Raw genomic sequence first — 26,013 nt, forward strand, 5'->3', positions numbered from 1 at the left:
ATCGCTATTATTAATGTGGCAAGCGGCACTTATAACTTTTGGTTGACGTATTTTGTTGTCTATATCAATAAGAGTATGAGAAACTGTTGCTGTCTATCATGTCTTTATGAGTCGTGTCATAGATATTTGAGGTTATTGGATTAATTTGTAATTCGTGTTTAGCAAATGAGGATGATATGGCAATACGCAGGATTAAAGCATTTTTTGAATTTGAGGCAGCGGGCGGTATCGTCCTAGCATTGGCTGCCATTGCTGCAATGATTATTGCCAACTCCCCTCTCAATGTGTGGTATGAGGGCTTTATTCACGCACCCGTTGCCATTCAAATCGGTGAGTTCGCTATCGCTAAAGACGCTCATCACTGGATTAATGACGGTTTGATGGCGATTTTCTTTTTCTTAGTGGGACTTGAGCTCAAGCGTGAAGTGCTGATCGGTGAGCTGTCTAACGTTAAGCAAATCATCCTGCCAGCTGGTGCGGCGCTCGGTGGCATGATTATGCCAGCGATTGTCTATCTGCTCTTTAACTATAACGAGCCTGAGTTTTGGAAAGGATGGGCGATTCCAGCCGCGACCGATATTGCTTTTGCCCTAGGTATTTTGAGCTTATTAGGCAACCGCGTTCCCAACTCTTTAAAAGTATTTTTAGTATCAATTGCTATTTTTGATGATATTGGCGCCATTTTAATCATCGCTTTATTTTATACCAGTGATTTGTCATTAGAGTCATTGGCAGTGGCAGGTCTATGTCTACCCTTCTTATACCTTCTCAATCGTCGCAACGTCACTAGCATCACGCCTTATCTGCTGATCGGTGTGATCATGTGGATTGCGGTACTCAAATCTGGCATCCATGCCACCTTGGCTGGCGTGGTCTTAGCACTATTTATTCCTATGTTTGACCGTACTGATCCTGAGCACTCACCGCTAGAAGAGCTAGAGCACGATTTACATAACACCGTTGCCTTCGGTATCTTGCCATTATTCGCATTTGCCAACTCAGGCATATCGCTCAAAGGTGCAGGCTTCGCTGAGCTGTTCCATTCAGTACCGCTTGGTATTGCGGCCGGTCTATTCATCGGTAAGCAAATGGGCGTGATGATCATGTGCTGGTTAATCTTTAAGCTTGGTATCTCAACCATGCCAAGAGGCATGAATTATAAGCAGATTTACGGTGCAGCCTTACTCTGTGGTGTTGGTTTTACCATGAGTCTGTTCATTGGCGGTCTGGCATTTGCTGGTGAAACAGCCTTATTTGATGAGCGCTTAGGTATTATTATGGGCTCAATCGTCTCTGGTATCGCAGGTTACCTCATGCTCAAAGTCAGCTTGAAAGACAATGTAAGCGGCACCTCAGTCGATCTGACTCGCCCTCATTAATAAGAAAATAAGCCACTTAAAGGCGATTTAGCTTATCGGTGGCTTATGATTTTATAGTTCACGTATTTTGGCAGCCGAGCATGGTTCATTAAAAGTATTTTTCATTCGCCATATCAGCACTTGCATCAATAGCCATAGAAGAGATAATCATGCGACAGTTTGTACTGCGGCCTTTGTTAAGCTTAGCGCTCCTTGGTAGCATTGTTTTACTATCAAGCTGTGCCACGCTCTCTAAGCAGGAGTGCCTCGTTGGTGACTGGCAGGCTATTGGCTACAACGATGGCGTGGCAGGTTACCAATCAGATCGCCTTGCATCACATGCCAAAGCCTGTGCCAAGGCCAGTGTTGCCCCCAACTATCTGGCATGGGAGCGCGGTCGCCAGCTGGGGCTTAAGCAATACTGCACGACCAGTAATGCTTACAATGTCGGTCGGCGCGGACGTCAGCTCAATAATGTCTGCCCCTTAACCTTGGCGAATGCACTGCAAACTGCCAATCAAAAAGGCTTAGACTATTACGCCTTAGACAGTCAGTTAGACAAAGACAAGCGCCTCATAGAAACCTACCAAGAAGAATTTGATAAGCTAGAAAGTGGGGCGATGCTAAACTTTGCTAATGAAAAAGAAGCACGCGCGCGCCTACTGTCATTAGCCGACGAACTGCGTAAAGCCAAGCGCCATATGAACACCACGCAAAGACAATTAGAAGCCCTAAACCAGTCAAATAGCTATTAATATGATTGACCTTGTGAAATGATCTAATAGGAAAATATTTGGTAAAGAGGCATTTAATAAATATGGATTCAATCAACATAACTGATAAACAGACGGCTGCTACTTTGAATCACCAACAACCCTCAATAAAACCTTATCAGCGTCACGGACGGACGACCGCGATTGATGACCATAGCGACTTGCAAGTATTAAAGCGCATCAAGCGTTATTTATTGCCAAAAGACTTCGTTATCTCGCAAGATTTATTAAATGAAATAGTCGCAGGCTACGATATTGGTGATCCAGTGGCAGATGCGTTAGCCACTGACGGCATTCGTTTTGCAAAGCCCTTACAGCAATTTATTATCAGCGACAGTAGCAATAGCAATAAATTCGATGCTAATCTCACAAACAACTCTGCATTTAACGCCTTGACTGAACAATTTAGCCACCATCCCGATTGGTTCGATCCTAAGCTTGCCCAAATTGGTGCGGTTGCCTATCGACGCTATCCGCTGATGCTGATTTGGCTACTACGTAATGTCGCCTTGATGGCAGGCTACAGCATTCCTGCCCTCTCCCTGCCGCTCATTCAGACAGGCGCATTGATGCACGATGCCTTGCCCCGCCTGATGCGTACGTATGCCTATATCTTAGCCGTCTCTGAACATCCCCCATTACATAAGCCAAATACAAGCGCCCATAATCAACGTCAGTCTATCGAGCAAGTATTGGCGATTGGCTCAGAAGGTTGGCGGCAATCAATCAAGGTGCGGCAAATTCATACCCTAGTACGGCAAAACTTGCTCAAAGGTAAAGGCAATGCTGCTAAAGGCGTCATACCAAATGCCGACCAACATCACAACCCAGATGGCAGCTGGAATACTGATTATTGGGGTCTTCCTATCAATCAAACCGATATGATTGCTACTCATTTGCAATTTTCATTGTTGATTATGCGCGGGTTACGGCTGCTTGGCGCACGCATCAGCACTGAAGAAGCGGCAGGTATTCTGCATCTATGGAATCTTGCCAGTTATTGGATGGGGGTTGACTTAGATCGCCTACCAAAAGATGAAACCGCCTGCTGGGAATGGCTCTATACTTATTTATCAATTCAGCAACTTGATTTTAAAATGGGGCAACCATTAGCCAAGGCTCTGCATGATTTGCCACGTCAGCTGATGGGCGAAGACAATCGGCGGGGGCGTTTCGTTGAGATGGTTAATGCTAGCGTGACCCGTACCTTGGTCGGCGATGATATTGGCGATGGGCTGGATTTGCCAAAATCAAAAATCCGCTTTGGTGTCTTATCATCGGTGCCGATTCTCTTTGCGCTCGATACGGCACGCCAACACAATCAAACGATAGCCGAAAAACTAGAAGCCTTCCGCGCCAAACGCCAAGATAATATGAACTGGTGGCTTAAAAAAAACGACGAATATTATAAGTAAGCAATTATAAATAAAGCATAGTAGATAAAAGAAACGAATAATGATTAGACGTCAGCCACCTTACGGATTAATTTCGCGTATTTTGGATACGATAATACCACTCAAGCTGGCGATCAAAGCCTGTTTCTAACAAGCTGGCAATGACTCGTCCTGTCAGACCCCAAACCGTTTCACCATCCACTTGCCAGCTAGGCGTGAGAATGGTCGCGATCTTATCTTGCATTGCATATTCTACCGCATACTCGACAGTAGGCTGAGTCAGCAAGGTTTCAAAATCTGCCCAAAAAATGCGCGAGATTTCGCCAAGCTCAGGGACTAATAATAAATCGGGCGCAATCAGCGCCACAATAGGACGCACACTCATACCGCTTTTGGAGGTTTGAATGGGCAATTGACCAATTAGCTGGACTTTATTAGGTGGTAGTGCCGTCTCTTCGCAGGCTTCACGCAAAGCGGTGACGACATTATTACCGTCGCCTGCGTCATGTTTACCACCAACGCAAGAGACCTCGCCAGCATGGCTGTTCATGTGCGCAGCGCGGCGTGTCAGTAGCAGTTTTGGATGGCGTTCATGAGTAATGGCAACCAATACCGAGGCATCGGCAATGGGTGTTTGATACAAGCTATCTAGAATGCGAGTGCTACGAGAAGTGCTAGCATCATACAGCGCAGGACTGGTGACGTCATTTAAGGTCTCATGCTGCACCCGTTCCGCCAACGTTTTAATAGTGGGATAACGAATAAAGTCCGGCACAGCGACTGAAAACTCATCAAAACGTAGCGACTGCGGGGGAAGTAACATGATTATTGCCCTATATTTTTATTAGAATTAAGCATCGGATTGTGGAGCTTATCTCTCGCAATGTGTACAACGCTTGCGCCAGTGTTATTGCTACGCGTATCGCATCTACATGCTGGCCTCCATTCATTCATCGTCATGCTTGGCGACGTAAAGTGGCATTTTTTAATACCCCCTACTCTGATAGATGCGCTCGCTTTGCTGGTTGCCCTTACTTAGAACAACACCAGTCGCGGAAGCCATTACTCTCGTTATAGGTAAAGCTATCATTCAATAGTTAGCGTGAGTCTAGCCTAGCGCAATCTTATCGTGACTGCATATACTTTATGTGACTGTCCTGCTCTGCCTGCTGATACATTCATTAATAGCAACCGTAGCCGTAAGCAGTTGCGCAAACCTGTGTGCTTGTTATTATCACTGCCAGTGTGATGAGAATTTGTGTTATCTTAGGATTAACAGCTATGATCACCTAACATCTGATAAGCTAAAGTCATACTATTTTATAAAATAAGAATCATAATTCTTCAAAGAACGACAATCCTTTTTCTCATTTCTATTTATCATGTATATTTATCATTAAATAAGGCAGTTGATATGCGCTATTGTTTACAATGCGGTCATGAAGCGGAACGCAAAATACCAGCCACGGATAATATCCCACGCTTGGTATGCCCCAATTGCCACTATATTCACTATGAAAATCCAAAAGTGATTTGTGGCTCACTCGTTGTGCATAAGCATCGGGTACTGCTATGTCGCCGCGCGATCGAGCCACAGTATGGCTTATGGACACTGCCAGCGGGCTTTATGGAAAATGGCGAAACCATGGCAGAAGGGGCTGCTCGTGAAAGCTTTGAAGAAGCAGAAGCGGTCGTCGTCAATCCGCATTTATATTGCCTATATGACATTCCTGATATCGGGCAAATCTATAGTATTTATATCACTGAGCTAAAAGACGGTGCTTATGGCATCGGCTCTGAAAGTCTTGATTGTGCGTTATTTACCGAAGAAGACATTCCATGGGACAAACTTGCCTTTGAAGCGGTACGTCGTACTTTAAAAAGTTACTTTGCTGACCGAAAGCAATACGATAACCATGAAAATTTCCCTATTCATCAGGATATCATCGGTAAAGACCAAGCTATCAAGCGCTACTAGCCATAAGCATATAAAAAATAACCTTATAAAAAAATCAATTGCTTTACAAAAGTGGTTGGTAAAAACCATTGATAAGTCTTATGCTAAGTTTTGAATATAGCCACTTATCAATGGTTTTTTATTGTCTGAAGTTAATCGTTTAAGCCGACTTGCGAGAATATTATGCTGACTTTATTGCAACGCTCTTTACCGCTACTACCGCTGACCATCGCCATGACCCTAACCAGTATAAGTATCACCAGCCATGCGGAAGATGCACGGTTAACCGCCAAACAATCCGACCCACAAACCCTTGGCTGGATGCAAGGTTTTCCGCCGCCTGCCGATAAACTGATTACTCAACCTTCCTCTAATTTTTTTAGTTTTCCCAAGCTGCGTTGGACGGTCTGTCATATCCGTGAATTGATGCCCACCACTGACGTCAGTCGCGGTATCGGCGCACCTTCCAAGCTCAGCTATGAGTTAGATAAAAATATCGATGCCATCACCTTTATGCCTACTAACAGTAAGCGCCCGATGACTTGGAAGCAATCACTGGATGCCAATTATACTGACGGCATTATGGTCATGCATCATGGCAAGGTGGTATACGAGCGCCAAAACGGCTGCCTCAATGAGCTGGGCAATCATGCGGCGATGTCGATGACCAAATCAATGACTGGGCTGTTAGCAGAGATCCTCGTGACCGAAGGTAAGCTTGACGATAAAGCTTTGGTGGCGTCTATCATTCCAGAGCTCAAAAACAGTGGTTTTGGTGATGCAACCGTACGCCAAGTCATGGACATGACCACAGCGCTCGATTATAGCGAAGACTATGCCGATCCTAATGCCGATATCTGGAAGTATTCAGAAGCGGCAAGCCCATTACCAAAACCGAAAGATTATAACGGACCCAATGGTTACTTTGAGTACCTGCAAACAGTTAAGAAGAACGGCGAACATGGGGAAGCTTTCAACTATCGAACCATTAATAGCGATGCCCTAGGCTGGATTATTTCGCGTACGACTGGTAAAGCGGTGAATGAATTACTCTCGGAACGCATATGGCAAAAAATCGGTGCTGAACAAAGCGCCTATATGACGGTCGATGCTAAAGGTACGCCGTTTGCTGGCGGCGGTCTTAGTGCAGGCTTGCATGATATGGCACGCATTGGTAGCTTGATGCTCAATAAAGGCGAAATTAATGGTGAGCGCTTATTCCCAGCTGCGGTCGTTGATAATATCGAAGCGGGTGGCGATAAAGAGGCTTTTGCGAAAGCCGATTATAAGCAGCTGACTAACGGCAGCTACACAAGCATGTGGTGGTTATTTAATAACCCCACGCCCATCTATGCAGCACGCGGCGTCCACGGTCAAACTGTCTATGTGGATCCAGCAGCTGATATGGTCATCGTTCGTTTTGCGTCATATCCGGATGCCAGTAACGGCAAAATAGACCCGACTTCTTTACCTGCCTATAAAGCAGTCGCCAATTACTTAATCAAAAAGTAAGCCTGTAAAAAACACTATCAAGCAATAAAAACCGCCGCTTCCATTTTTAGTGAAAGCGGCGGTTTTTTATATAACGATTAAATCAGCAGACTTGAAGAAGATTAGCTTTTAATTTTATAAATGCTAAAGCCTAACTCTTGCACTGCCGCTTCTTTATCATAAGGCGCGAGTACTGCACGTACGTGCTTTTGTCCTTGTAGGTATTGCTTAGCAACGCGCTGTAAGTCAGCCACGGTCACAGCCAATATTGACGCGCGCATTTTACGCTGCCACTCTACACCGCGATGATGTAAGTCAGCAAAGCAGGCTTTAACCGCCTCCCCTGCTGGAGAGCCTGGCTTATCCATTCCTGAGATAATACCTAAGATGGCCTCTTCTAACTGCTCGTCTGTTTGCGGCTCATTCAATAGCCATTCGATACTGGCATCAAAATGGGCAAAAGTTTCAGCACACTGCGGGTCACGGTAGCTAAAGAACTTAAAGGCACAGGCATTGGCATCGTAGCCCGCACCGCCGCCATAAGCACCGCCGCGCTCACGAATAGCGCTATGCAGATAACCATTGCGTAGATAAGGCGCGAGTACCATGAGAGCTGCTGTATCAGGATGATCAGCCGCTGGTACGGTATAAGCGCTGGCATTATGATAGACGTTGGTTGGGACTAGCCACGCTAAGTCTTCAACATCGAGCGCCACATCACTTTCTAGCGCTTCGACCGCGTCTTTATCACCATTTAACGCCGTATCAAGTTGCAATTCAGCAAACTCGCTTGGGATATTGTCTTCAATACTCGCATCAGTATTTTTTAACTGCGCTGCAATCTTTGGCGCTTGACTGTCTTTCCAGCTATCAACAATTAAATTGCTTAAGCGTTCAGTTTGCTCGGCTTCGCAAATAATAACCGCGTGCTTAGGCAAACTAATTAGACGTTGATGTAAGTCCATCAAGCTGTTTGCTAATTTATCCCACTGTGCGTCGTCGGTACTGGCATGAGTTAAGAAGTCTTTTAGCGCGTTCAATGCTGGCAGACCACTGCGCACGTACTCTAACTGCGCTTGACGACTCATACCACGGCTGGCGGTTTGCATGGCATAGGAATGCCCTGAACCAGCAAGGTTTGATTGCCAGCCTGCTTGACGCTGCTGCAAGATTTCTTTGATACGATCATGCTCACTAAAGATACTGTGTTCCATCACTTCTTTGAGCAAATCAATCGCTTCAGGTTTACGATTCAGCGCGCGCGTTGCCACCACAAAGTAGCTGCTAATCGCTTGGCTGTCATCGACATTGGTACGCTGACTAATACGCGCCGTCACCCCTGATGAATGCGCCGCTTGCTTGGCCTGCATTTCGTGAGCGCTGAGCGAATCTGTACCTAGCTCTGATAATAAGCTTAAATAGATAGGCAACAGCGGATGATTAATGACTTCATTAACGGGTAGCTCGCTTGTATCCTCATTACCAATCGCATCAGTCAACGGTACAATTATTTGATAATAATATAAGCCGTTAGTGCCCGCTTCATATTCAAATAAGGTGCTGTCTTTGCCACTTAAATTAATCTGCTTTTGCGTGCCTTGTTTAAAGCTGATATCGGTCGGTACGTCTTCTAAACCCACTTTTGGCAATAAGCTTAAATCATCAGGCGCGGCTTGGCGCGCTGCCAAATCTAACGCTTGTTGTTTTAAGATAGCTTTATCATCAGCGGTCAAATCCATTTCGATGGTATCAAGACGAGTCTGCTCAGCTGCCGCCAAACGGGCGGATTTTTCACTATCAGGCGTCATGGTCACACGCACACGATGCTGATTATCAAGCAAATGCTGCTTGATTAAATTCGGTAACCATTGCGCATCTTTTACTTGCTCACGTAGCCACTGCAAATGCTCATCAACTTCCCAGACATCAATAGGATTACCATCATGAATGGCAGTGCTAAAACCTTCTAGCATGAGATTTAGACCATAAGGCATGCTATCGCCGCCGATATGGCGCTGATCAATCTCGATTTGGTGCAGAATCGTCTCAATGGTTTCATCATCAATTGGTTGGCTCGCGACCTCTTTAAGCAAATCAATAATGCCCTGCTCTACCGCTTCGGCGTGTTCAGGGTTAGAACCACGTAGTCCCGTATAAAAGACCATTTCATAATGACTGTCATCCAAACCTAGTAGCGGACTTGGCGCTTTACCAAGTGGATGGCTGTCCAAATAAGCACGTAGCGGCGAACCAGCATGCTCAACCAGCACGCCTTCTAATAAACGCAATGCCAAACGCTGCTTTGGATCAGTAATCGATGGTAATAACCATGCAATCACGTGATGAGTTTGGTCAGGACCTGCTTCGTCAGCGGTATAAGTATCAACGGCGCTAATCGGTGCAGACAGGCGTTTTTCAGGACGCGAGACATGTTTTTTGCCCGCTTCAAACTGAATCAAGGCATCTTCATGGATTTTAGCTTGGGTTTCAGCGACTGGAATATTACCAAAGCTCATAATCACACTGTTTGACGGATGATAATGGCTCTGATGAAATTCAACTAGCTCAGTATGCGTCAAGTCTGGGATATCGGCAGGATCGCCGCCCGAATTATAGTGATACGTCGTCGTTGGGAATAAATGATGGGCGACCGTATGATACAACTGGTCAATCTCACCACTCATTGCGCCTTTCATTTCATTAAAGACGATGCCTTTAAATTGCGGCTTATCATTTTCGTCTAATTCTACACGAATACCTTCTTGGGCAAAATCCAGCGGATGAATATTCGGAAAAAATGATGCATCAAGATAGACAGCCAGCAAGTTAAAATAATCGTTCTTATTTTGCGTTGCATACGGATACGCCGTCCAATCGGCAGCGGTCATCGCATTCATAAACGTGTTTAATGAGCGTTTAATCATCGAAAAAAACGGGTCACGGACGGGGAATTTCTCAGAGCCACATAAAGCCACGTGCTCTAAAATATGCGCCTCACCTTTTGAATCCATTGGCTGAGTTCGAAAGCCAACCAAAAAGGCATTTTCGTCACTCGGATGTGCTAAATGGTAATGCATCGCGCCTGTTTTGACGTGTTGGCTTATTAATACGTCCATCGACAATGCATCGATATGGCGATGCTCAATCAGCTCAAAGGCAGGATGCAAAGTTAGATCAGTAGTAGATAACGTGTCGGTCATAATTTTCCTTATGGATTGCTCTAATTTTATTTAGAATAATATGCGATTAGTGACTAAATCTAGCCAGTGGCGATAAAATAAAATCGGAGTAAACAATAGATAAATAGTGTATGTAATACTTATCGTAGGGTCTTTTTTATATGATAATTATATAAAAATATTGTGAGTATTATTGTGATTAACCTATGAGTAATATTCAAATTTAATGGCATGTACCCGTGCATCATTTTAAGTGACAGCAATGCACTGGTATAAATTAAAAAGAATTTGCCTAACGGAATTAGATGGGGTTCGCACCTTCATAAGTCAAGATACTGTAGTGATAAAGATGACCAATATGGCAGAATGTCGGATTTTCACAAAGCGAACTCAAAGCTTACTTAACAGCAGCCATCAGTAATGCTATAGTTAAAATCATCTGTCACAAGGAGCCGCTCATGAGTTACGAACATATTTTATTGGTCACCGACTTAATGTCCGATGCTGATGTGGTCGCCCAAAAGGCCAAACGTATCGTCGAGAATCGTCCTAACGCCAAGTTATCGGTATTACATATCGTCAAAGATACCATGGTTGGCTTTGGCTATGAGCTGGTGCCAGCCTCCAGCTTATACGATGAGATTGACGATGAACGCTGTCAGGAAGCGCGTGCCAAACTGGCACAGTTTCTGGAGCGTAATGACCTACATGCGGTGAATTCTGAAGTGACCACTGCCATCTCTAACAGTGAAGGCATCGTCAACTATTGCCACAAGCATGACGTTGATTTGTTGGTCATCGGTCGTCATGAACGCCATGGTATCGCCGCTTGGCTCAGTGGCGCGACGGCAGATAATATCTTGCCTAACGTCCCATGCGATAGCTTGGTCGTAAGACTGGATAAACCCGTTAATAAGTAGTTTAAAAAAAGACTTAACGTTGTTTCCAAGTTAGTTAAAGCTATTAAAAAAACTATTAAAAAAGCTCATTAAAAAAGCTCATTAAAAAAAGCGCATTGTCTTACATTGCGCTTTTTTATTACTAGGGCGTGTCTTCATTTCAAAAATGGTGATAAAAATGAGATAAATTGCCGTCAAACAAGGAAAATAGCGCAGATAATATCGGGATATTAACCAGCTATTTGACGATGTTTGGCAAGATTTAGCCATTTTTAGCCCATTTAGAGGACTATCGAGTGAATTGAAGACACGCCCTAATTAAAATAGTAGATATTCTCGCTAATACCTCTATATTTATCACTAAAATTAATCTTCTGTCAAAATATCAATAAAGCTTTGCCAAATAGGGCTTTGATGGCGGGCTTTATGCCACACTAGCCACCAAGTTCGTGACAAATCGATGCCCGCGACTTTCACCTGTACCAGTGCTCCTGCTGTCAGCTCTGCCTGAATGACATGCTGTGATAAACAACCAAGACCAATATCTGCACTCACCATATGCTTAATAGCTTCCGACTGCTGAATCGCCATCACAATTTCCGCATCAGGCAAATGCTTGAGCAACTGCTCGTCGATAATTTGCCGTGTACCTGACCCTGCCTCTCGTACCAATAGCGGCAGCTTAGCCAGTTGTGCAATGCTAAGCTCGTAGCAATTATCCGCATCGTTATACGCTGCCATGTCTGTCAACCATTTGCTATCGCGCTTGGTAAAGATCATCAAGGTATCTGTCCGCCACGCACGCTGCTCAATGACTTTCATATCTGTCGGGCGCGGCATACCCTCTACGAGCGCAATATCAATATTTAACTGCTCAACTTCGCTGACCACTTCTTGAGTATTGGCAATATACATATCGATATGGGCGTCGGGTAACGCCGCATATAGCTTGGCAAGCAGCGGTGGCAGTGCATAATTGCCGATCGTGGTACTGGCACCGATATGAATCTGCCCTGCTTGATGCTTATGATAATGCTCTAGAGTTAAGGCCTGCCCCAAGATAGCTTGTGCCTGTATATAAATAGGATGGGCGTTGGGGTGCTGATTGAGCCTACGCCCGACGCGCTCAAACAATGGCATCTGCAGCCTTGCTTCTAATTCTGTCAGCGCACTACTGACGGCCGACTGCGACAAATGCAGCGCTTCACTGGCACGGCTGGTACTACCGGTTTGATAAATACTGACAAACACCGATAATTGCTTGAGGGTAATCTTTGGTAATACCTGCATGGCTTTTTTCATACTTTCTCTGATACCCTATCTTATTGATACAACCTAAAAACCACCTGTTATTTTAAAAACCCTTTATTATCTAAAAACCCATATTTTTAACCCAAAGACTTTCATTGACCCAAAAAATCGATAGGTTTTATCTAATTAATCTGTTTTTATTATAGATTAGTCTGTCTTATAATGTCTATTCATAAGCTTATGCTTATTTCGATTATAGATAATACATAATAGGACAGTCAGTCATGTACGCCTTGACCCAATCAGTAAATAACTATCTCCCGCGCAGCCGCCATCTAGCAGGGCTTATTGTCGTGCTGATTGGTAGCTTATTTTGTTTGTGGCTCAATACTAGTGTCAACACATGGACCAATGGACGTATCGTTGGCTTGTCTTCTCTCACTTTAGCCATTCTCATTGGTATGGTATTGGGCAATACGGTCTATCCTAACCTTGCTGAGCGCTTAAGTGTCGGCGTGGCATTTGCCAAAGGTCAAATATTGCGCCTCGCCATCATGTTTTATGGTTTTAAGCTGACCCTAACGCAAGTATCAAGTGTCGGACTGTCTGCGGTGATGAGCGATGCGTTGGTATTGACATCGACCTTTTTACTCACCTATTGGATAGGTACCCGATGGTTAAAAGTCGATAAACAAACGACGCTATTAATTGGGTCAGGCGCAAGCATTTGCGGTGCCGCCGCGGTGATTGCCGCCGAGCCTGTGGTCAAAGCAGAAGCACACAAAGTCACTATTGCCGTGGCGACAGTGGTGGTCTTTGGTACGGTTGCGATGTTACTCTATCCGTTTTTATACCATCTTGGTTGGTTGCAACCTTGGCTAAATGCTCAGCAGTACGGGATTTATACGGGTTCCACCATTCATGAAGTGGCGCAAGTCGTCGTCGCTGGTAACGCAGTCAGTCCCGAAGTGGGTGACACAGCGGTTGTCACCAAGATGATACGCGTCATGATGCTTGCCCCTTTTTTACTTATTTTATCGTTTGCCTTAACCAAAGGTAGCAGCGACAATGGCAAAAAACCATCGTTTATAAATCGCGTCCAACAAGTCAAAGTGCCTTGGTTTGCCTTTATATTTATTGCCATCGTCTTACTACACACTTGGGTGCCGATGACCGCAAGCTTTGAGCGTAGTATGGTGATGCTAGACGATGTGCTGCTTACCATGGCGATGTTTGCGCTTGGTCTAACCACGCATTTGGGCGCTATTAAACAAGCTGGCGTTAAACCCCTTATCTTGGGGGCGATTATGTTCGCTTGGCTGATCGTTGGCGGTGGTCTAATCAATATAGGTATCAGTTTTTTATAAGACGCTCATTCCTATGATAGCTTGCCCACTATAAATTTATGCAGAATCAACAAAGCCTACGACTATTAACATAGTAAGTAGGCTTTTTTATAAATAATCTACACCAAATTTTAGACGAAAAAAAACGAACCCGAAGGTTCGCTTTTTTTTCATCTTGCTCTAAGTGTCTATAAAGACAAATTAGATAGCAACGATGTTATGGGCTTGTGGGCCTTTTTGACCTTGAGTTACAGTGAACTCAACTTCTTGGCCTTCAGCTAAAGTTTTGAAGCCTGAACCAGTGATTTCGCTGTAATGAGCAAAAACGTCTGCGCCAGTTTCTGGAGCGATAAAACCAAAGCCTTTAGCTTCGTTGAACCACTTAACTGTACCTTTTTGAACGTCTGACATAATATAATCCTACTTTTAAATTTATTAATGGCCTAGTGACCGATAACGCTTGCAAATAGCTACTGAACGATAAATATTAAAACGAAGGATTATAACTAATACTACGAGGTAATGATTTGGTGCAGAACTGCTCTTAAGCTTGGACGTATTATAGGGGGAACATCCTGATTTCGCAAGTCTTATCTTAGCTTTCATGTAACCAAAGCCCATTTATTACGATTTTTGACCTGAAAATCAATGTATTTTAGGCATTTGGCAAACGGAACAAATAGACCGCTACCCCAGTACAGACCACGGCTACCAGCCATGCCATCCATATCATATCGGCGGGAATATTAAAAAATAACATCGTTGTTGAAATAGTCATCATTATTGTCGCTAACCACTTGGCATAGAGTGGCACGGCATGATTATTTTCCCAATCGCGGACAAATTTCCCAAAGTATTTATGATTAATCAACCAAAAATGAAAGCGTCGCGAACTACGTGCCCAGCAACCTGCTGCCAGTAATATAAAAGGCGCAGTCGGCATGACTGGCAGCAATACACCGATAATCCCTAATACAAAAAATAGCCAGCCCAGTATGACAAACGTCCAACGCACCGTTGGGCTGTTATGCTGATTGGTTTTGGGTCGATAGTAAAAGGCTTTTTTGTGTTGGCTCATAAAAATACTGTCATTGAATGATATGGAGTGGCTAATATTCGATAAAGGTTAGACAGCTAGATTTTTAAACCAGATAATCATTTATAGAACTGCCTACCTATATAGGTAGCTAAGCATGCAATATCACTCAAAACGGTACAAGGCTATTTTTACGAGGTTTTTGCTATCAATAGGTATGTTTGGTTAGTGGTTGGGTAAGTGAGCTCACCACCTTTGACTGAATTTTTAGCAATAAAAAACCGCTCATAGCTGGATTATGAACGGTTTTATCGTTAAAGATACTATCCTGATTTAGTTATTTCGCTATCAATCCTATCTGGCGTGCCTCTTTTAGCCAGCTTGGAAACTCTTCTAGCATGTTTTCATACAAGGCTTCTTCGCTAATGTCATCCAAATCATCGAGTTCAAAAAAGTCGCAATTATCAATCACGCGCCCTTCCATGTCGTCTAGTTTTTTTAGGATGCCATAACCACGACCACCTAAGCCCACGAACTGCCAAAATATCGGTAGTTTCGCGGCTTCCGTCATGACTCTGGTGATACCGCGATTGTCATTCACCCCGCCATCACTGATAAATAAAACATAGACAGGTACATCCAACCCATCATTTTGATAAAACTCCGTCACGGCTTTCATGACTTCTGCTTCGTTATTGATGCGCGGGCCAAGTGCCCATTTGCGCCAGCCGCCATGAGCGTTGTCAATGAAGCCGTCATAGTTGCTCAGTCCAATCTCACCCAAATACTGCGGATCTCGGGCAAACGCCCAGCAGTCTAGCGCTTGGTCGTCATCGAAGCTGACTGCCAATGGTAATAGACGATTGACCACCTCTTGCACGCGGCCTTGTTTATATTGTCTGTTCATTGAGCCTGAGGCATCTAACACCAACGCTACTTTTGCGGTTAATTGCTGCAATTGACGTTTCTCAAGCGATATCGTGGCTTTTTTGGCCAGATTGACGAGCTTTGGGGCTTTGTCTAGCATGACCTTTTCTAGCGATGGTTTTGCTTGCACTGGCGTGGCGGTCGGCTCGAGTACTTGCGGACTACTCTCTTCTACATCGCCACCGAAATGCTGCACGATGGCGGCAAGTCCACCATTAAAGCCTTGCGCGACGTTAGATACTCGCCAAACGCCACTCTTACGGTAAAGCTGCATCAGCATACTGGCTTGCTGCTGGGCAAAGTCTACTGCTTGATACGCTGCCTGCGCTTTTTGTAATTGCTGCCAAATGCCAATCTCTAACGATTGAATTTGATTGAGCGGCGTGTCGGCTGATAATACAAAAAACAAGCTGTCTATATTAGTCGCCAGTTTGGATAAATTAACTTCAAACTCGGCTTGGATGCCTTTATTCGCCGTTGGCTGCGACTCATAATGGGTGAGCTTGATTTGCCCACAAGGTGAGGTTGGCTGATTGTAAAACACCATGTAATCATCATTGATCAGCTTGCCCGCTGCGTCTAAGGCAAAGCAGCTGATGTCCATCTCTATCGGACTTTGACGAGTGAACTTAGCGTGATTGGTGCGGTGTCATTAATAGCAAGATTGCTTAAAGGCGCGCGTTGTCCGACGGTGAGATGGTTCATGGTGTTCCTTCGATCTATTTGAAAATTTAGCTCAAGTTGGATGCATAATCATTCAATCTATTGAAGTATCTTTTTAGAATAATTATGAATTCAGATACATCTATATAGAAATTCGGAAAAGCCTTTCTCAAGTTAGTTAAATTTGTAATTTCAACGAATAAGACTTGGATTTGATCTGTATAATTCAGCTCTTCTTCTAACCTGATATAAAGATTATTAACAGTTTTAGATGCTGCTTTGGGATAAGTTCTCACGACACTTTCTTTCTTAATGTAGTCAATAAATATAATTGCATAATCATTCTTAGAAGTTTCATTTAGCTTATAGCTAATGTCTGAAGTCATATTATTAAGAAGCACTAGTAGTTCTGTTATTTTTAACTCCAACATTATTTCTTTGAGCCGTATAGAACCTCTGATTACCTCTTCTGCATCACCTATAGTAAGGTGTTTACGGCCACTTTCAAATTTCTCAAACCATGAAAATATATAAGAAGACTCTTTAAAAAAACTCTTCCAGTCTTTTTCGCCATCGCCGCCTTTGAAGTTTACTCCCATATAAGTTCCTATAGTCTCTACCACAGTAGACCATGCATGCTGTGACTTCGTCCTAACTTGTAACTCAAATAACCTTTTGTACTCTATGCCCCTATGTTTATTTTTTATCTCGAAAGTTATATGGTAGCTTCTATACCCATCTTCTTTTGGTTTTTTTATATAATTAAACTCTCTAACGATAGAAATATTTCTACCTAATATTTTACCGTCTTGTAATAACTTAACTACCTTTGCTAATTCTTTCAGATCATTGACTACAAGCCTTACACCTACAATATCCTGCATTTTGGTGAGTCTCATACCTTCACTTTTGACTAATTTTTGTTTTATTGACACTAGCCTTTTTAGTCGTTGCCCTGTGTAGCAATTCTTAAGATCAAGGTTTTTGACGATTCTTTCTAGTAGTTTTGAAGCTATATCTAATGCATAAATGTTGTGCGAGCGCCATTCTCTTATTACTTCGTGAGCCTGTCCGCTATTAAAATCTTCAGATATAAGCTGATATACGTTGTTGTAGTATGTGTTTGACTTCATTCGAAGGTACTCACTATCTAATATAAATCTTGTTATATGAAAAAAATATAGAAGAATATATTTGTCATTAATTTTGGAAAACATTTTATATCAACTTTGTTTTAAATGACAAAGTAGTAGAGACATACAGTGTGACAAATCATAGCACACAGATATTTATTAATGGTATAGATATGAACTCTTAAGTAACTAACTAACCAGTAGATAATAAAAAACGCCATCACAATTGTGATGGCGTTTTTTATTCATACAGATATGACTATGCCAATTACAACGCTTTCAACTGCTCCATCTGCGCCGTCATCGCGGTCAACTGCCCTTCTAGCTCAGCCAGTTTCGCCTTCTCTGCTTCTAACACTTCCGCAGGTGCTTTGCTAACAAAACCTTCATTACCTAGCTTACGCAAGATACTTTCAGCTTGCTTAAAAAAACCACTTAAACCCAACTAAAACTATCACAGTTACAACCAGTCCCAACCAACCAAATCCCTTTGTTCCTTGTACTGGTATCGTCGCATTTATTTCAGGAAATAGAATAGCGCCATACGATACTAGAGGTAATATCATCAGCAAGGTATCAATATGACGATTCGGTGAAAAGTATGGAGGATTTAAAAATAGATAAACAAGCACATATACCACCATAAATATAGTGGCGAAAATGGCATGCTTATCTAATGACTCATGACGATTCCAATAGAAAAATAGAATCGCCATGATCAAGAATGCAAGTATTAAAGTTATGGCCATTATAATGATTGCTTAGACTACAACGCTTTCAACTGTTCCATCTGCGCCGTCATTGCGGTCAACTGCCCTTCTAGCTCAGCCAGTTTTGCTTTCTCAGCATCGACCACTTCCGCAGGTGCTTTACTGACGAAGCCTTCATTGCCTAGCTTGCGTGCGATGCCTTCGGCTTGACCTTTCAACTTATCATATGACTTACCTAAACGTGCTAGCTCAGCCGTTGGATCAATCAGCCCTTTCATCGGTACAAGTACCCGTAGCTGCCCGACCATACTTGATGATGATAGTGGCACCTCATCGCCTTCTTTGACGATCTCTAGGCTCTCAACTTTAGCAAGCGCTTTGAACTGGTTTTTGATACGTGACAGACGCGCGTCTTCATCGCTAGAGATATTTTGTAGTAGCACTGGCAGACGTACGGCATTACCCAATTTCATCTCACCACGGATGTTACGGACGCTAGCGATGAGCTCTTGTAGCCACGCCATATCCGCCTCGACCTGCTCACTGATTTGTGCATCATCCGTTTTTGGATAGTCAGCGACTACGATGCTGTCAGTGTTTTTGCGATTCAGTAGCGGTGCAACCGTCTGCCAAATTTGCTCGGTCAGATACGGCATGATTGGATGGCTAAAGCGTAACGCCGTCTCTAGCACATGCAGCAATACATAACGGATTTGCGCTTTGCGTTCGTCAGACACCGAGTCATCATTTAGACTGGCTTTGGCAAGCTCAACATACCAATCACAGTACTCATTCCAGATAAACTCATAGATATCTTGGCTGACCATATCGAGACGATACTGAGCGAAATGCTGATGGATATCGGCAACGGTAGAGTTCAGACGACTCATGATCCATTTTTCTGGTAATTCCCAAACGTCAGGGTTTGCCGCTTGGTCGATAGGCTTGGCAGAACCTTCGCTATCGACACAGTTCATGAGTACAAAACGGCTGGCGTTCCAGATTTTATTACAGAAGTTACGATAGCCTTCGACACGCTTTAGATCAAAGTTGATATCGCGACCGGTACTGGCAAGCGAGGTAAAGGTAAAACGTAGCGCATCCGTACCAAAGGCTGGGATGCCTTCTGGGAATTCTTTACGCGTTTGCTTTTCGATTTTAGCCGCGTCTTTCGGATTCATCATATTGCTGGTGCGTTTTTCTACCAGCGCTTCCAGATCAATACCGTCGATGAGGTCAATCGGATCTAAGACGTTACCTTTCGATTTTGACATTTTTTGACCATTGCCATCACGTACCAGACCATGCACATAGACGGTCTTAAACGGTACTTGCGGCGTGCCGTCTTCGTTTTTCACGAAGTGCATGGTCATCATGATCATGCGCGCCACCCAAAAGAAAATAATGTCAAAACCTGTCACCAACACGCTGGTCGGGTGGAAGGTGTCCATCACGCGTGGGTCGGCGTTGACGTCTGCCCAGTCAAGCGTACTGAACGTCCATAGACCAGAGCTGAACCACGTATCGAGTACGTCATCATCTTGGCGCAAGATCACGTCATCGCTGAGACTGTATTTACTACGCACTTCCGCTTCGTCACGGGCAACATAAACTTCACCAGTCTCATCGTCATACCATGCAGGGATACGATGTCCCCACCAGAGCTGACGGCTGATGCACCAGTCTTGTAGATCGGTCATCCACGACATATACATGTTTTTGTACTGTGCAGGGACAAACTCGATGCTGCCGTCTTCTACCGCATCAATCGCAGGCTTAGCCAATTCTTTAACCGCGACATACCACTGATCGGTCAACCACGGCTCAACGATCGTACCACCACGCTCAGCACGCGGCGCTTTGAGTGCGTAGTCCTCGATGTCTTCTAGCCAGCCTTGATCACCTGCTTGCTCAACAAGGAACTTACGTGCGGCAAAACGCTCAAGTCCTGCATACTCACTTGGCGTGGTTTCCAACTCTGGCTCACGTGTTTGCAGATCAGGATACACTTCCATCGCTGCTAAGATATTGGCGCGCTCATCAAGGATATTAATCAATGGTAAGCTATGACGACGACCCAATTCATAATCGTTGAAATCGTGCGCTGGGGTGATTTTTACACAGCCCGTACCGAAGTCTTTTTCGACATAATCATCAGCGACGATAGGCACGACACGACCCGTAATTGGCAAGGTAATGGTTTTGCCAACCAAATGCGCATAACGCTCATCGCTAGGATTGACTGCAACAGCGGTATCACCCAGCAAAGTCTCAGGACGCGTAGTCGCTACCACCAGATAGTTTTTACCATCTTGAGTGGTCAGATCTTTATCCGTGAAATAATAGCGGAAATGCCACAAGCTGCCTTTTTCGTCATGGTTTTCTACTTCTAAATCAGACAATGCAGTTTGGAACTTTGGATCCCAGTTGACCAAACGCTTACCACGATATATCAAACCATCATCGAATAGGCGTACGAACACTTCTTTTACCGCGTTAGACAGACCATCATCCATGGTAAAACGCTCACGCGACCAATCGACCGAGCTGCCCAAACGGCGAATTTGGCTGGTGATATTGCCGCCCGACTCTTCTTTCCATTCCCATACTTTATCGATGAAGTCTTCGCGCGTCATGTCACGACGTTTGATGCCTTGTGCTTCCAAACGACGTTCAACAACCATTTGGGTCGCGATACCTGCATGGTCCGTACCTGGTTGCCAAAGCGTATTATCACCATCCATACGGTGATAACGCGTGAGCGCATCCATAATGGCATTGTTAAAGCCATGACCCATGTGCAGCGAGCCAGTGACATTCGGTGGTGGCAAGGCGATAGAGAACGACTCTTCTTTATCAAAGGTCGGCTTAAAATAGCCGCTTTCTTCCCAGCCTTGATACATGCCTGCTTCGACTTCCGCAGGATTATAGGCATTCTCTAACTGGCTTAAGGCCGCTTGAATAGATGTGGTAAGGTTGTGGTTACTCATAATGGCATTATCTTTTATTGATTGAATGTGATTAAAGCGAATATAAAAATTATGAAAATAATGAATAGAGTGATTTTAACGCAGATGGCCAGATTTTGTTAGATGCTAAGGCAATTTATCAGACTTGCAGAGTGGCATTGCCCCATTAATAAGCGCAAAAGCCCATAAACGTCACCAATCGAATGAGATTCCAACAAAATAAGTGCTAGTGATGTTATAAAATATGGGTCATGCTATGAGGTATATTCTATAACATCACTAGCATATAAATGGCGTCTTTATCCTAAAATCATGATCTTATAAACAGCGAGCCGACCGTGTCCAAAGATACCGAGCACACCTATAACAATAGCAGCCACTCTCAAGCTGATGAAATAGACGCTAATGAAAGAGACGATAAGCGCTTGATTGATGATAAGCGCTTGATTGATGATAGCGTTTATCAACCATCTCTTACTGAAGATAAAGACATTAGCAAGACTGCGATTCCAGATGATACCGAGGCGACAGAAAGTTTAGAAGACGAAGATTTCTCTGAAGATATGAGCGAAGCAGATAAGGAAACCATCAAAAAAGTCGCCAATGATGACAACTTGAGTCAAGCAAAGAGCTATGCCAGTATCTTGGTTGAGCAAGTGATGGATGCCAAAGAAACCTTTGAGCGCTCACTTGGCTCGCTATTTACCAGTGCCTTTACCGCTGGGCTTGAGATTGGCATTAGCTTCTTTATGATTTTATCGGCTTTTGCGCTGTTGAGTGGTGTGCTACCAAGCCAATACGCAATCGTGCTCGCCTCCCTACTTTACCCAATTGGCTTTATCATCGTCGTCATTGGTCAGTCGCTATTATTCACCGAACAAACCTCATTATTAAGCCTACCTGTGCTTAACAAGATTGAACCGCTACACAAATTGCTACGCCTTTGGGGTATTGTCATCGCTGGCAACATCGTTGGCGGCTGTCTGTTTGCCGCATTGATGATAGGTTTGGGTTTAAATATGCAGCTGTTTAGCGTGAGCGACATCGACACTTATGCCGAACACATTTTAGGATTTAGGTGGTGGGTCATATTTGGTAGCGCCATCTTAGCAGGTTGGATGATGGGCGTCACTGCGTGGCTTGTGACCTCAGCACGCGACACCCTTAGCCGCATCGTTTTGGTAGCGCTTATTACTGGCAGTATTGGTTTTTTAGGACTGCACCACAGTATCGTGGGCAACATTGAGATTTTTTCTGCCTTGCTATACGGCAATACCGTCAGCTTGGGGCGTTATTTACTGTTTTTAGTAGTGATATTGGTGGGCAATACCGTCGGCGGCGTGGTGTTTGTGGCAGTACTCAAAAACCGTACGTTCTTATTTCAAATTGAAAAAGTGAAAGAACAAACGGCTAGTGAACAAGCGGAAGCTAGAAGCAGTATAAATACCCACCGACCTTGATTGGTATTGGTTAATGCTAAATGCTATAAATAGATAATTCGCCTATTACCCATAACAAGGTTCAATATTTAAACCTGTTATGGGTTTTCAGCATCTACAGCATACGCGCTGCCAACACGCTATTTTCTATTTCAGATTTTCTCAGCTTATCGTGTTGAGCGCTAAATATACGCACCAAAATCCCCGCGCTTAAGAACATCACCAAGGTATAAATGGCTGGCATCATCGACATGTCGTAGTTAGATAATAACGTCAATGCCATAAATATCGACAAGGTACTGTTTTGTAGACCGACTTCTAGCGTCACCGAGGTTCTTTGCGCCCAGTTGAGACCGAACCATTTACTACTATAATAACCGAGCGCCATGGTTGAGAGATTTAATAATACCGATACGGGACCCGTAGCGATAAAGGCGTCGACAATGATATCGCGTTGCACATAGCCCAAAAATAGCACTAAAAACGTTAAAAATATCACCCCAAATCGAGACACATAAACTTGTGAGCGATCGGCAACGGTTGGTGCATAGCGTTTAATCAGCATACCGACACTAATAGGCACTATCGTCAGCACCACCAAAGTCAGCATCGTTTTTACTACTGGTAACTCAAACTCACTACCGCTGCCCATAAAATAAATCAATGAAAAGCTCAGCACAATGGGAATGGTAAAGACGGTAATCACGCTCGCAATCGCGGTCATCGTCACCGACAGCGCCACATCGCCTTTGGCTAAATAGGTAAATAAGTTTGAGGTAGTGCCACCCGGACACAGTACGAGGAGCATAACCCCGACGGCATACTCTGGGCGTAATGGCATGATATTGGCTAACGCAAAGCCAATGATAGGTAACAGTATCAACTGATTGGTCAAGCCAATGCCGACTGCTTTTGGATATTTTAAAACCCGTTTAAAATCGTTGGTGACGAGGGTCAGCCCCATGCCCATCATGATTAAAAACAGACAAATAGGAATGATAACTGAATTGACTAACGTGACTATGGCAAGACCTTCCATAACTACATCCTTGTAGATAAGAGCTGTTTATAGGTTCATTTTATAGATGAATTTTATAGACCGAGTATGCTGATTAAATGACGCTTGATTAGCAATCCTTGCTAAGGCGTATCCTCATAATCAATAGCCGTTAAACACCGACAATCAATTAAAAAAACAGCAAAAAATAAGACAGGGTAAAAGCAAGTATATAGGGGTAAAGCCAGCCTTATTTGCTTTATTCAACGACTCATCAGTCAAATATGGTGTTTGGGTTTACAGAACGATGAAATATCATTGAACAACAACCTTCAATCACCACCACCTGAATCACCGCTACTTGAGTCGCTGCTGCTTGAATCACTACCATCGCTATCGTCAAGATTATCCTGATCCCAAGAAGAATCCAAAAAAACTGGCGAATTGTCGCGGCTTCCAAACCAACTAGCGACTTTTATGACAATATAAAGGATTATAAATCCAGCGATAATCTGTAGAAGAAGCATGGTTTATTCTTTATAAATAACAGGTGAGGTAAGTAAGAGACGGTATAGATGAGGGACAATCAAAACGCATGACTGACATTCAATCGTAGATATTGATTACATTAATTCTGAGTGATTCATTGCGCTTTAGAGTTACTCACGGCTGTTCACTGCAGTGCCATAAGCGATGGCTTCAACCATGCTGCCCAATTGATTGATATTGCTAACTTCTAGACGTAAGCCATAGATATGGTTATAGCCTTTGGCTTGTGCTTCGGTACGCATACGTACAAGAGCCTCGCGGCGGGCACGGTCGAGTAAGGTCTCGTAAGTGGTCAAGTTTTTGCCAAAAATGCTCAATACCCGAGCGATAATCATTTTGAAATAATCTTGGGCAATAACCACACTACCAAGTACCAGCTCGCCCTCAGTATGGGCAACAAGTTTTGGCACATAAAAGCGCTCGCTTGAGACCATAATATGGCTTAATTCCTGCTCTGCAATGCTTAACTGCGCGAGATGTTGGCGCTCATGACGCGACCCAAAAAACCAACCAGCAGCGAATAGTAAAATAAACGGTGCGTAATTGATAAGCATTTGGGTAAGGGAATTATTCATGGCACGTCTCTTGTCATAAACTTATCATAAAAAAACATCGATGCTTTAAGATTTGGTTAGCTAACCAAAAGGTTTGAAACGTGGCAAGTCATCGGTCGCTGTCGGTGCAGAATTTTGTAGATTTGGCTGTTGACCAGACTGATGATGAGAGTCACTTGGTGGGGTTTGATAGACTTGCTGCGGCATCGGTATGGCTTTGACAGCGGTGCCATAGACAAACAATTCAGAAGCTCCCTGCGCGATGCTAGAGGTCGAAAAACGCAACCCCACAACCGCATCTGCACCCAAAGCTTCTGCTTTGACAATCATCCGATCGATCGCCTCTTGGCGTGACTCTTCTAACAGCTCGGTATAAGCCGTTAACTCACCACCGACGATATTCTTAAGTCCAGCAAACAAGTCTTTGCCGACATGTTTTGAGCGTACGGTACTGCCGTACACCACATCTAAACGCTCGGTGATTTGGTAGTTGGGCAAATGCTCAAGATTGGAGAGTTGCACAGTCATAATACGACCTTATCGGTAACGTTATATAGACAGCAACAACTTGGATATAGACCAAACCACGCTGTCCGTATATTGATAAAAAAGGCTAATCGTTGGTATGGAACAATAAAAATAACTCGGTCAAATTGCCTTCGATGCTATTGGCCATTTGTGCCAGCTTGTCTTCATCTTTACGCATCTCTGCAAGCTCTGGATCTTCATCATCGATACCGCTTAGCAAAATCATTGGTAAGGTCAAGACAGCCACATCTTCAGCCGTTTCTTCATCTTCAAACCAATCGCTGGCTTCGTCGCCATACATCGCATCGACAAAGCCAATTGACCAAGCAACGATATCTGATTCATCTGAAAAATCAACGGCCACTTCTTCATCACCCGCATCTTCGCCAAACGGTAGCTCAATAGGCGTCTCGTTTTTTAGCTCAGCGATAATAGAATCGCGCCAGCGCTGAATACCGTCGATAACGTTTTCTGGAATTTCACTAACATGGCCTTCAAACAGTGCATCCAGCCAATTCGGTAATGGACGCCCAATAACTGTCGCTGTCAAAAAACCATGCGCGGCGACACTATCAAGCACAAATGGGCTCTCTTGATTGTCCAAATAGTCTAATAATTCATCGAAGCTTAGTTGGTTACTCATGATGTAATTGTCCTTGAAAGATAGAGTGCGGCTGTCGCCATAAACGATCGGTTAAGTGCAGAATAATGGATAATTTGAAGGTAAAAATGGTTTCGGTAAAGCACCCAAACCATCTTTATAAAATAAGAATCATTGCATAGAGCGGGTTGCGAGCAACCGTCAAAAAGTAACGATCGCGATATCATTAGCATTACACTGTCAGCTAATATGCCGTTAT

22 protein-coding genes are annotated in these 26,013 nt (G+C 43.9%); 8 read left to right on the plus strand and 14 right to left on the minus strand.

Annotated elements, in window-relative coordinates:
• Window positions 1–176 precede the first annotated feature (176 nt).
• The 3 genes from nhaA (at window position 177) to JMX95_RS08490 (ending at window position 3,546) form a co-directional block, all read left to right on the plus strand.
• Window positions 177–1,379, plus strand: coding sequence for a Na+/H+ antiporter NhaA (gene nhaA / locus JMX95_RS08480; RefSeq protein ID WP_201560547.1), 1,203 nt, complete (start codon window positions 177–179; stop codon window positions 1,377–1,379).
• Window positions 1,380–1,528: 149 nt separating this feature from the next.
• Window positions 1,529–2,113, plus strand: a complete 585-nt coding sequence (locus JMX95_RS08485; protein WP_201560549.1) for a DUF2799 domain-containing protein — start codon at window positions 1,529–1,531, stop codon at window positions 2,111–2,113.
• 62 nt (window positions 2,114–2,175) lie between these two features.
• Complete coding sequence (locus tag JMX95_RS08490; protein WP_201560551.1) at window positions 2,176–3,546, plus strand: oxygenase MpaB family protein; 1,371 nt, start codon at window positions 2,176–2,178, stop codon at window positions 3,544–3,546.
• Between the two features lie 67 nt (window positions 3,547–3,613).
• Here the strand turns inward: JMX95_RS08490 and JMX95_RS08495 are convergent, their stop codons facing one another.
• A complete protein-coding gene (locus JMX95_RS08495) occupies window positions 3,614–4,348 on the minus strand; it encodes an NUDIX hydrolase (protein ID WP_201560553.1) in 735 nt (244 codons plus the stop codon).
• Window positions 4,349–4,939: 591 nt separating this feature from the next.
• On the opposite strand from JMX95_RS08495, the gene JMX95_RS08500 reads away from it, so the two are divergent.
• Both JMX95_RS08500 and JMX95_RS08505 read left to right on the plus strand, forming a co-directional pair.
• Window positions 4,940–5,503 (plus strand): NUDIX hydrolase, encoded by a 564-nt coding sequence (locus JMX95_RS08500; protein WP_045443995.1) that lies wholly within the window; start codon window positions 4,940–4,942, stop codon window positions 5,501–5,503.
• A gap of 162 nt (window positions 5,504–5,665) precedes the next feature.
• A complete protein-coding gene (locus tag JMX95_RS08505) occupies window positions 5,666–6,994 on the plus strand; it encodes a serine hydrolase domain-containing protein (protein ID WP_201560554.1) in 1,329 nt (442 codons plus the stop codon).
• 101 nt (window positions 6,995–7,095) lie between these two features.
• Here JMX95_RS08505 and JMX95_RS08510 read toward each other — a convergent pair whose 3' ends face one another.
• Window positions 7,096–10,173 carry an insulinase family protein gene (locus JMX95_RS08510; protein WP_201560556.1) on the minus strand — a complete coding sequence of 1,026 codons (3,078 nt, stop codon included), beginning with the start codon at window positions 10,171–10,173 and terminating at the stop codon, window positions 7,096–7,098.
• Window positions 10,174–10,610: 437 nt separating this feature from the next.
• On the opposite strand from JMX95_RS08510, the gene JMX95_RS08515 reads away from it, so the two are divergent.
• The gene (locus tag JMX95_RS08515; protein WP_045453475.1) at window positions 10,611–11,072 is read left to right on the plus strand and encodes a universal stress protein; all 462 of its coding nucleotides are present in this window, start codon (window positions 10,611–10,613) and stop codon (window positions 11,070–11,072) included.
• 345 nt (window positions 11,073–11,417) lie between these two features.
• Here JMX95_RS08515 and JMX95_RS08520 read toward each other — a convergent pair whose 3' ends face one another.
• A complete protein-coding gene (locus JMX95_RS08520; RefSeq protein WP_201560558.1) occupies window positions 11,418–12,353 on the minus strand; it encodes a LysR substrate-binding domain-containing protein in 936 nt (311 codons plus the stop codon).
• Window positions 12,354–12,586: 233 nt separating this feature from the next.
• On the opposite strand from JMX95_RS08520, the gene JMX95_RS08525 reads away from it, so the two are divergent.
• Complete coding sequence (locus JMX95_RS08525) at window positions 12,587–13,669, plus strand: YeiH family protein (protein ID WP_201560560.1); 1,083 nt, start codon at window positions 12,587–12,589, stop codon at window positions 13,667–13,669.
• A 180-nt stretch (window positions 13,670–13,849) separates the two neighbouring features.
• On the opposite strand, the gene JMX95_RS08530 is transcribed toward JMX95_RS08525, so the two are convergent.
• The 6 genes from JMX95_RS08530 to JMX95_RS08555 all read right to left on the minus strand — a co-directional run bounded on the left by JMX95_RS08530 (window position 13,850) and on the right by JMX95_RS08555 (window position 21,107).
• A complete protein-coding gene (locus JMX95_RS08530; RefSeq protein WP_045453470.1) occupies window positions 13,850–14,059 on the minus strand; it encodes a cold-shock protein in 210 nt (69 codons plus the stop codon).
• 244 nt (window positions 14,060–14,303) lie between these two features.
• Window positions 14,304–14,726, minus strand: coding sequence for a YbaN family protein (locus tag JMX95_RS08535; protein WP_087813547.1), 423 nt, complete (start codon window positions 14,724–14,726; stop codon window positions 14,304–14,306).
• 295 nt (window positions 14,727–15,021) lie between these two features.
• The gene (locus JMX95_RS08540; RefSeq protein WP_265089721.1) at window positions 15,022–16,215 is read right to left on the minus strand and encodes a VWA domain-containing protein; all 1,194 of its coding nucleotides are present in this window, start codon (window positions 16,213–16,215) and stop codon (window positions 15,022–15,024) included.
• 127 nt (window positions 16,216–16,342) lie between these two features.
• On the minus strand, window positions 16,343–17,407 hold the full coding sequence (locus JMX95_RS08545; RefSeq protein ID WP_201560561.1) for a RelA/SpoT domain-containing protein: 1,065 nt from the start codon (window positions 17,405–17,407) through the stop codon (window positions 16,343–16,345).
• 268 nt (window positions 17,408–17,675) lie between these two features.
• The gene (locus JMX95_RS08550; RefSeq protein WP_201560563.1) at window positions 17,676–17,852 is read right to left on the minus strand and encodes a hypothetical protein; all 177 of its coding nucleotides are present in this window, start codon (window positions 17,850–17,852) and stop codon (window positions 17,676–17,678) included.
• Window positions 17,853–18,173: 321 nt separating this feature from the next.
• Window positions 18,174–21,107 (minus strand): valine--tRNA ligase, encoded by a 2,934-nt coding sequence (locus JMX95_RS08555; protein ID WP_201560565.1) that lies wholly within the window; start codon window positions 21,105–21,107, stop codon window positions 18,174–18,176.
• 317 nt (window positions 21,108–21,424) lie between these two features.
• On the opposite strand from JMX95_RS08555, the gene JMX95_RS08560 reads away from it, so the two are divergent.
• Window positions 21,425–22,546, plus strand: a complete 1,122-nt coding sequence (locus JMX95_RS08560; RefSeq protein ID WP_193009055.1) for a formate/nitrite transporter family protein — start codon at window positions 21,425–21,427, stop codon at window positions 22,544–22,546.
• Between the two features lie 94 nt (window positions 22,547–22,640).
• Here JMX95_RS08560 and JMX95_RS08565 read toward each other — a convergent pair whose 3' ends face one another.
• The 5 genes from JMX95_RS08565 to JMX95_RS08585 all read right to left on the minus strand — a co-directional run bounded on the left by JMX95_RS08565 (window position 22,641) and on the right by JMX95_RS08585 (window position 25,796).
• Window positions 22,641–23,564 carry a bile acid:sodium symporter family protein gene (locus tag JMX95_RS08565; protein WP_055124799.1) on the minus strand — a complete coding sequence of 308 codons (924 nt, stop codon included), beginning with the start codon at window positions 23,562–23,564 and terminating at the stop codon, window positions 22,641–22,643.
• Window positions 23,565–23,854: 290 nt separating this feature from the next.
• Window positions 23,855–24,049, minus strand: coding sequence for a hypothetical protein (locus JMX95_RS08570; RefSeq protein WP_201560566.1), 195 nt, complete (start codon window positions 24,047–24,049; stop codon window positions 23,855–23,857).
• Window positions 24,050–24,181: 132 nt separating this feature from the next.
• Window positions 24,182–24,646, minus strand: a complete 465-nt coding sequence (locus JMX95_RS08575) for a YbjQ family protein (protein WP_201560567.1) — start codon at window positions 24,644–24,646, stop codon at window positions 24,182–24,184.
• 60 nt (window positions 24,647–24,706) lie between these two features.
• Window positions 24,707–25,153 (minus strand): YbjQ family protein, encoded by a 447-nt coding sequence (locus tag JMX95_RS08580; RefSeq protein ID WP_201560568.1) that lies wholly within the window; start codon window positions 25,151–25,153, stop codon window positions 24,707–24,709.
• Window positions 25,154–25,238: 85 nt separating this feature from the next.
• On the minus strand, window positions 25,239–25,796 hold the full coding sequence (locus JMX95_RS08585; protein ID WP_055124803.1) for a YecA family protein: 558 nt from the start codon (window positions 25,794–25,796) through the stop codon (window positions 25,239–25,241).
• Window positions 25,797–26,013: the final 217 nt, after the last annotated feature.

It is taken from the genome of Psychrobacter sp. NC44, from assembly GCF_904846655.1.
GTDB lineage: Bacteria > Pseudomonadota > Gammaproteobacteria > Pseudomonadales > Moraxellaceae > Psychrobacter.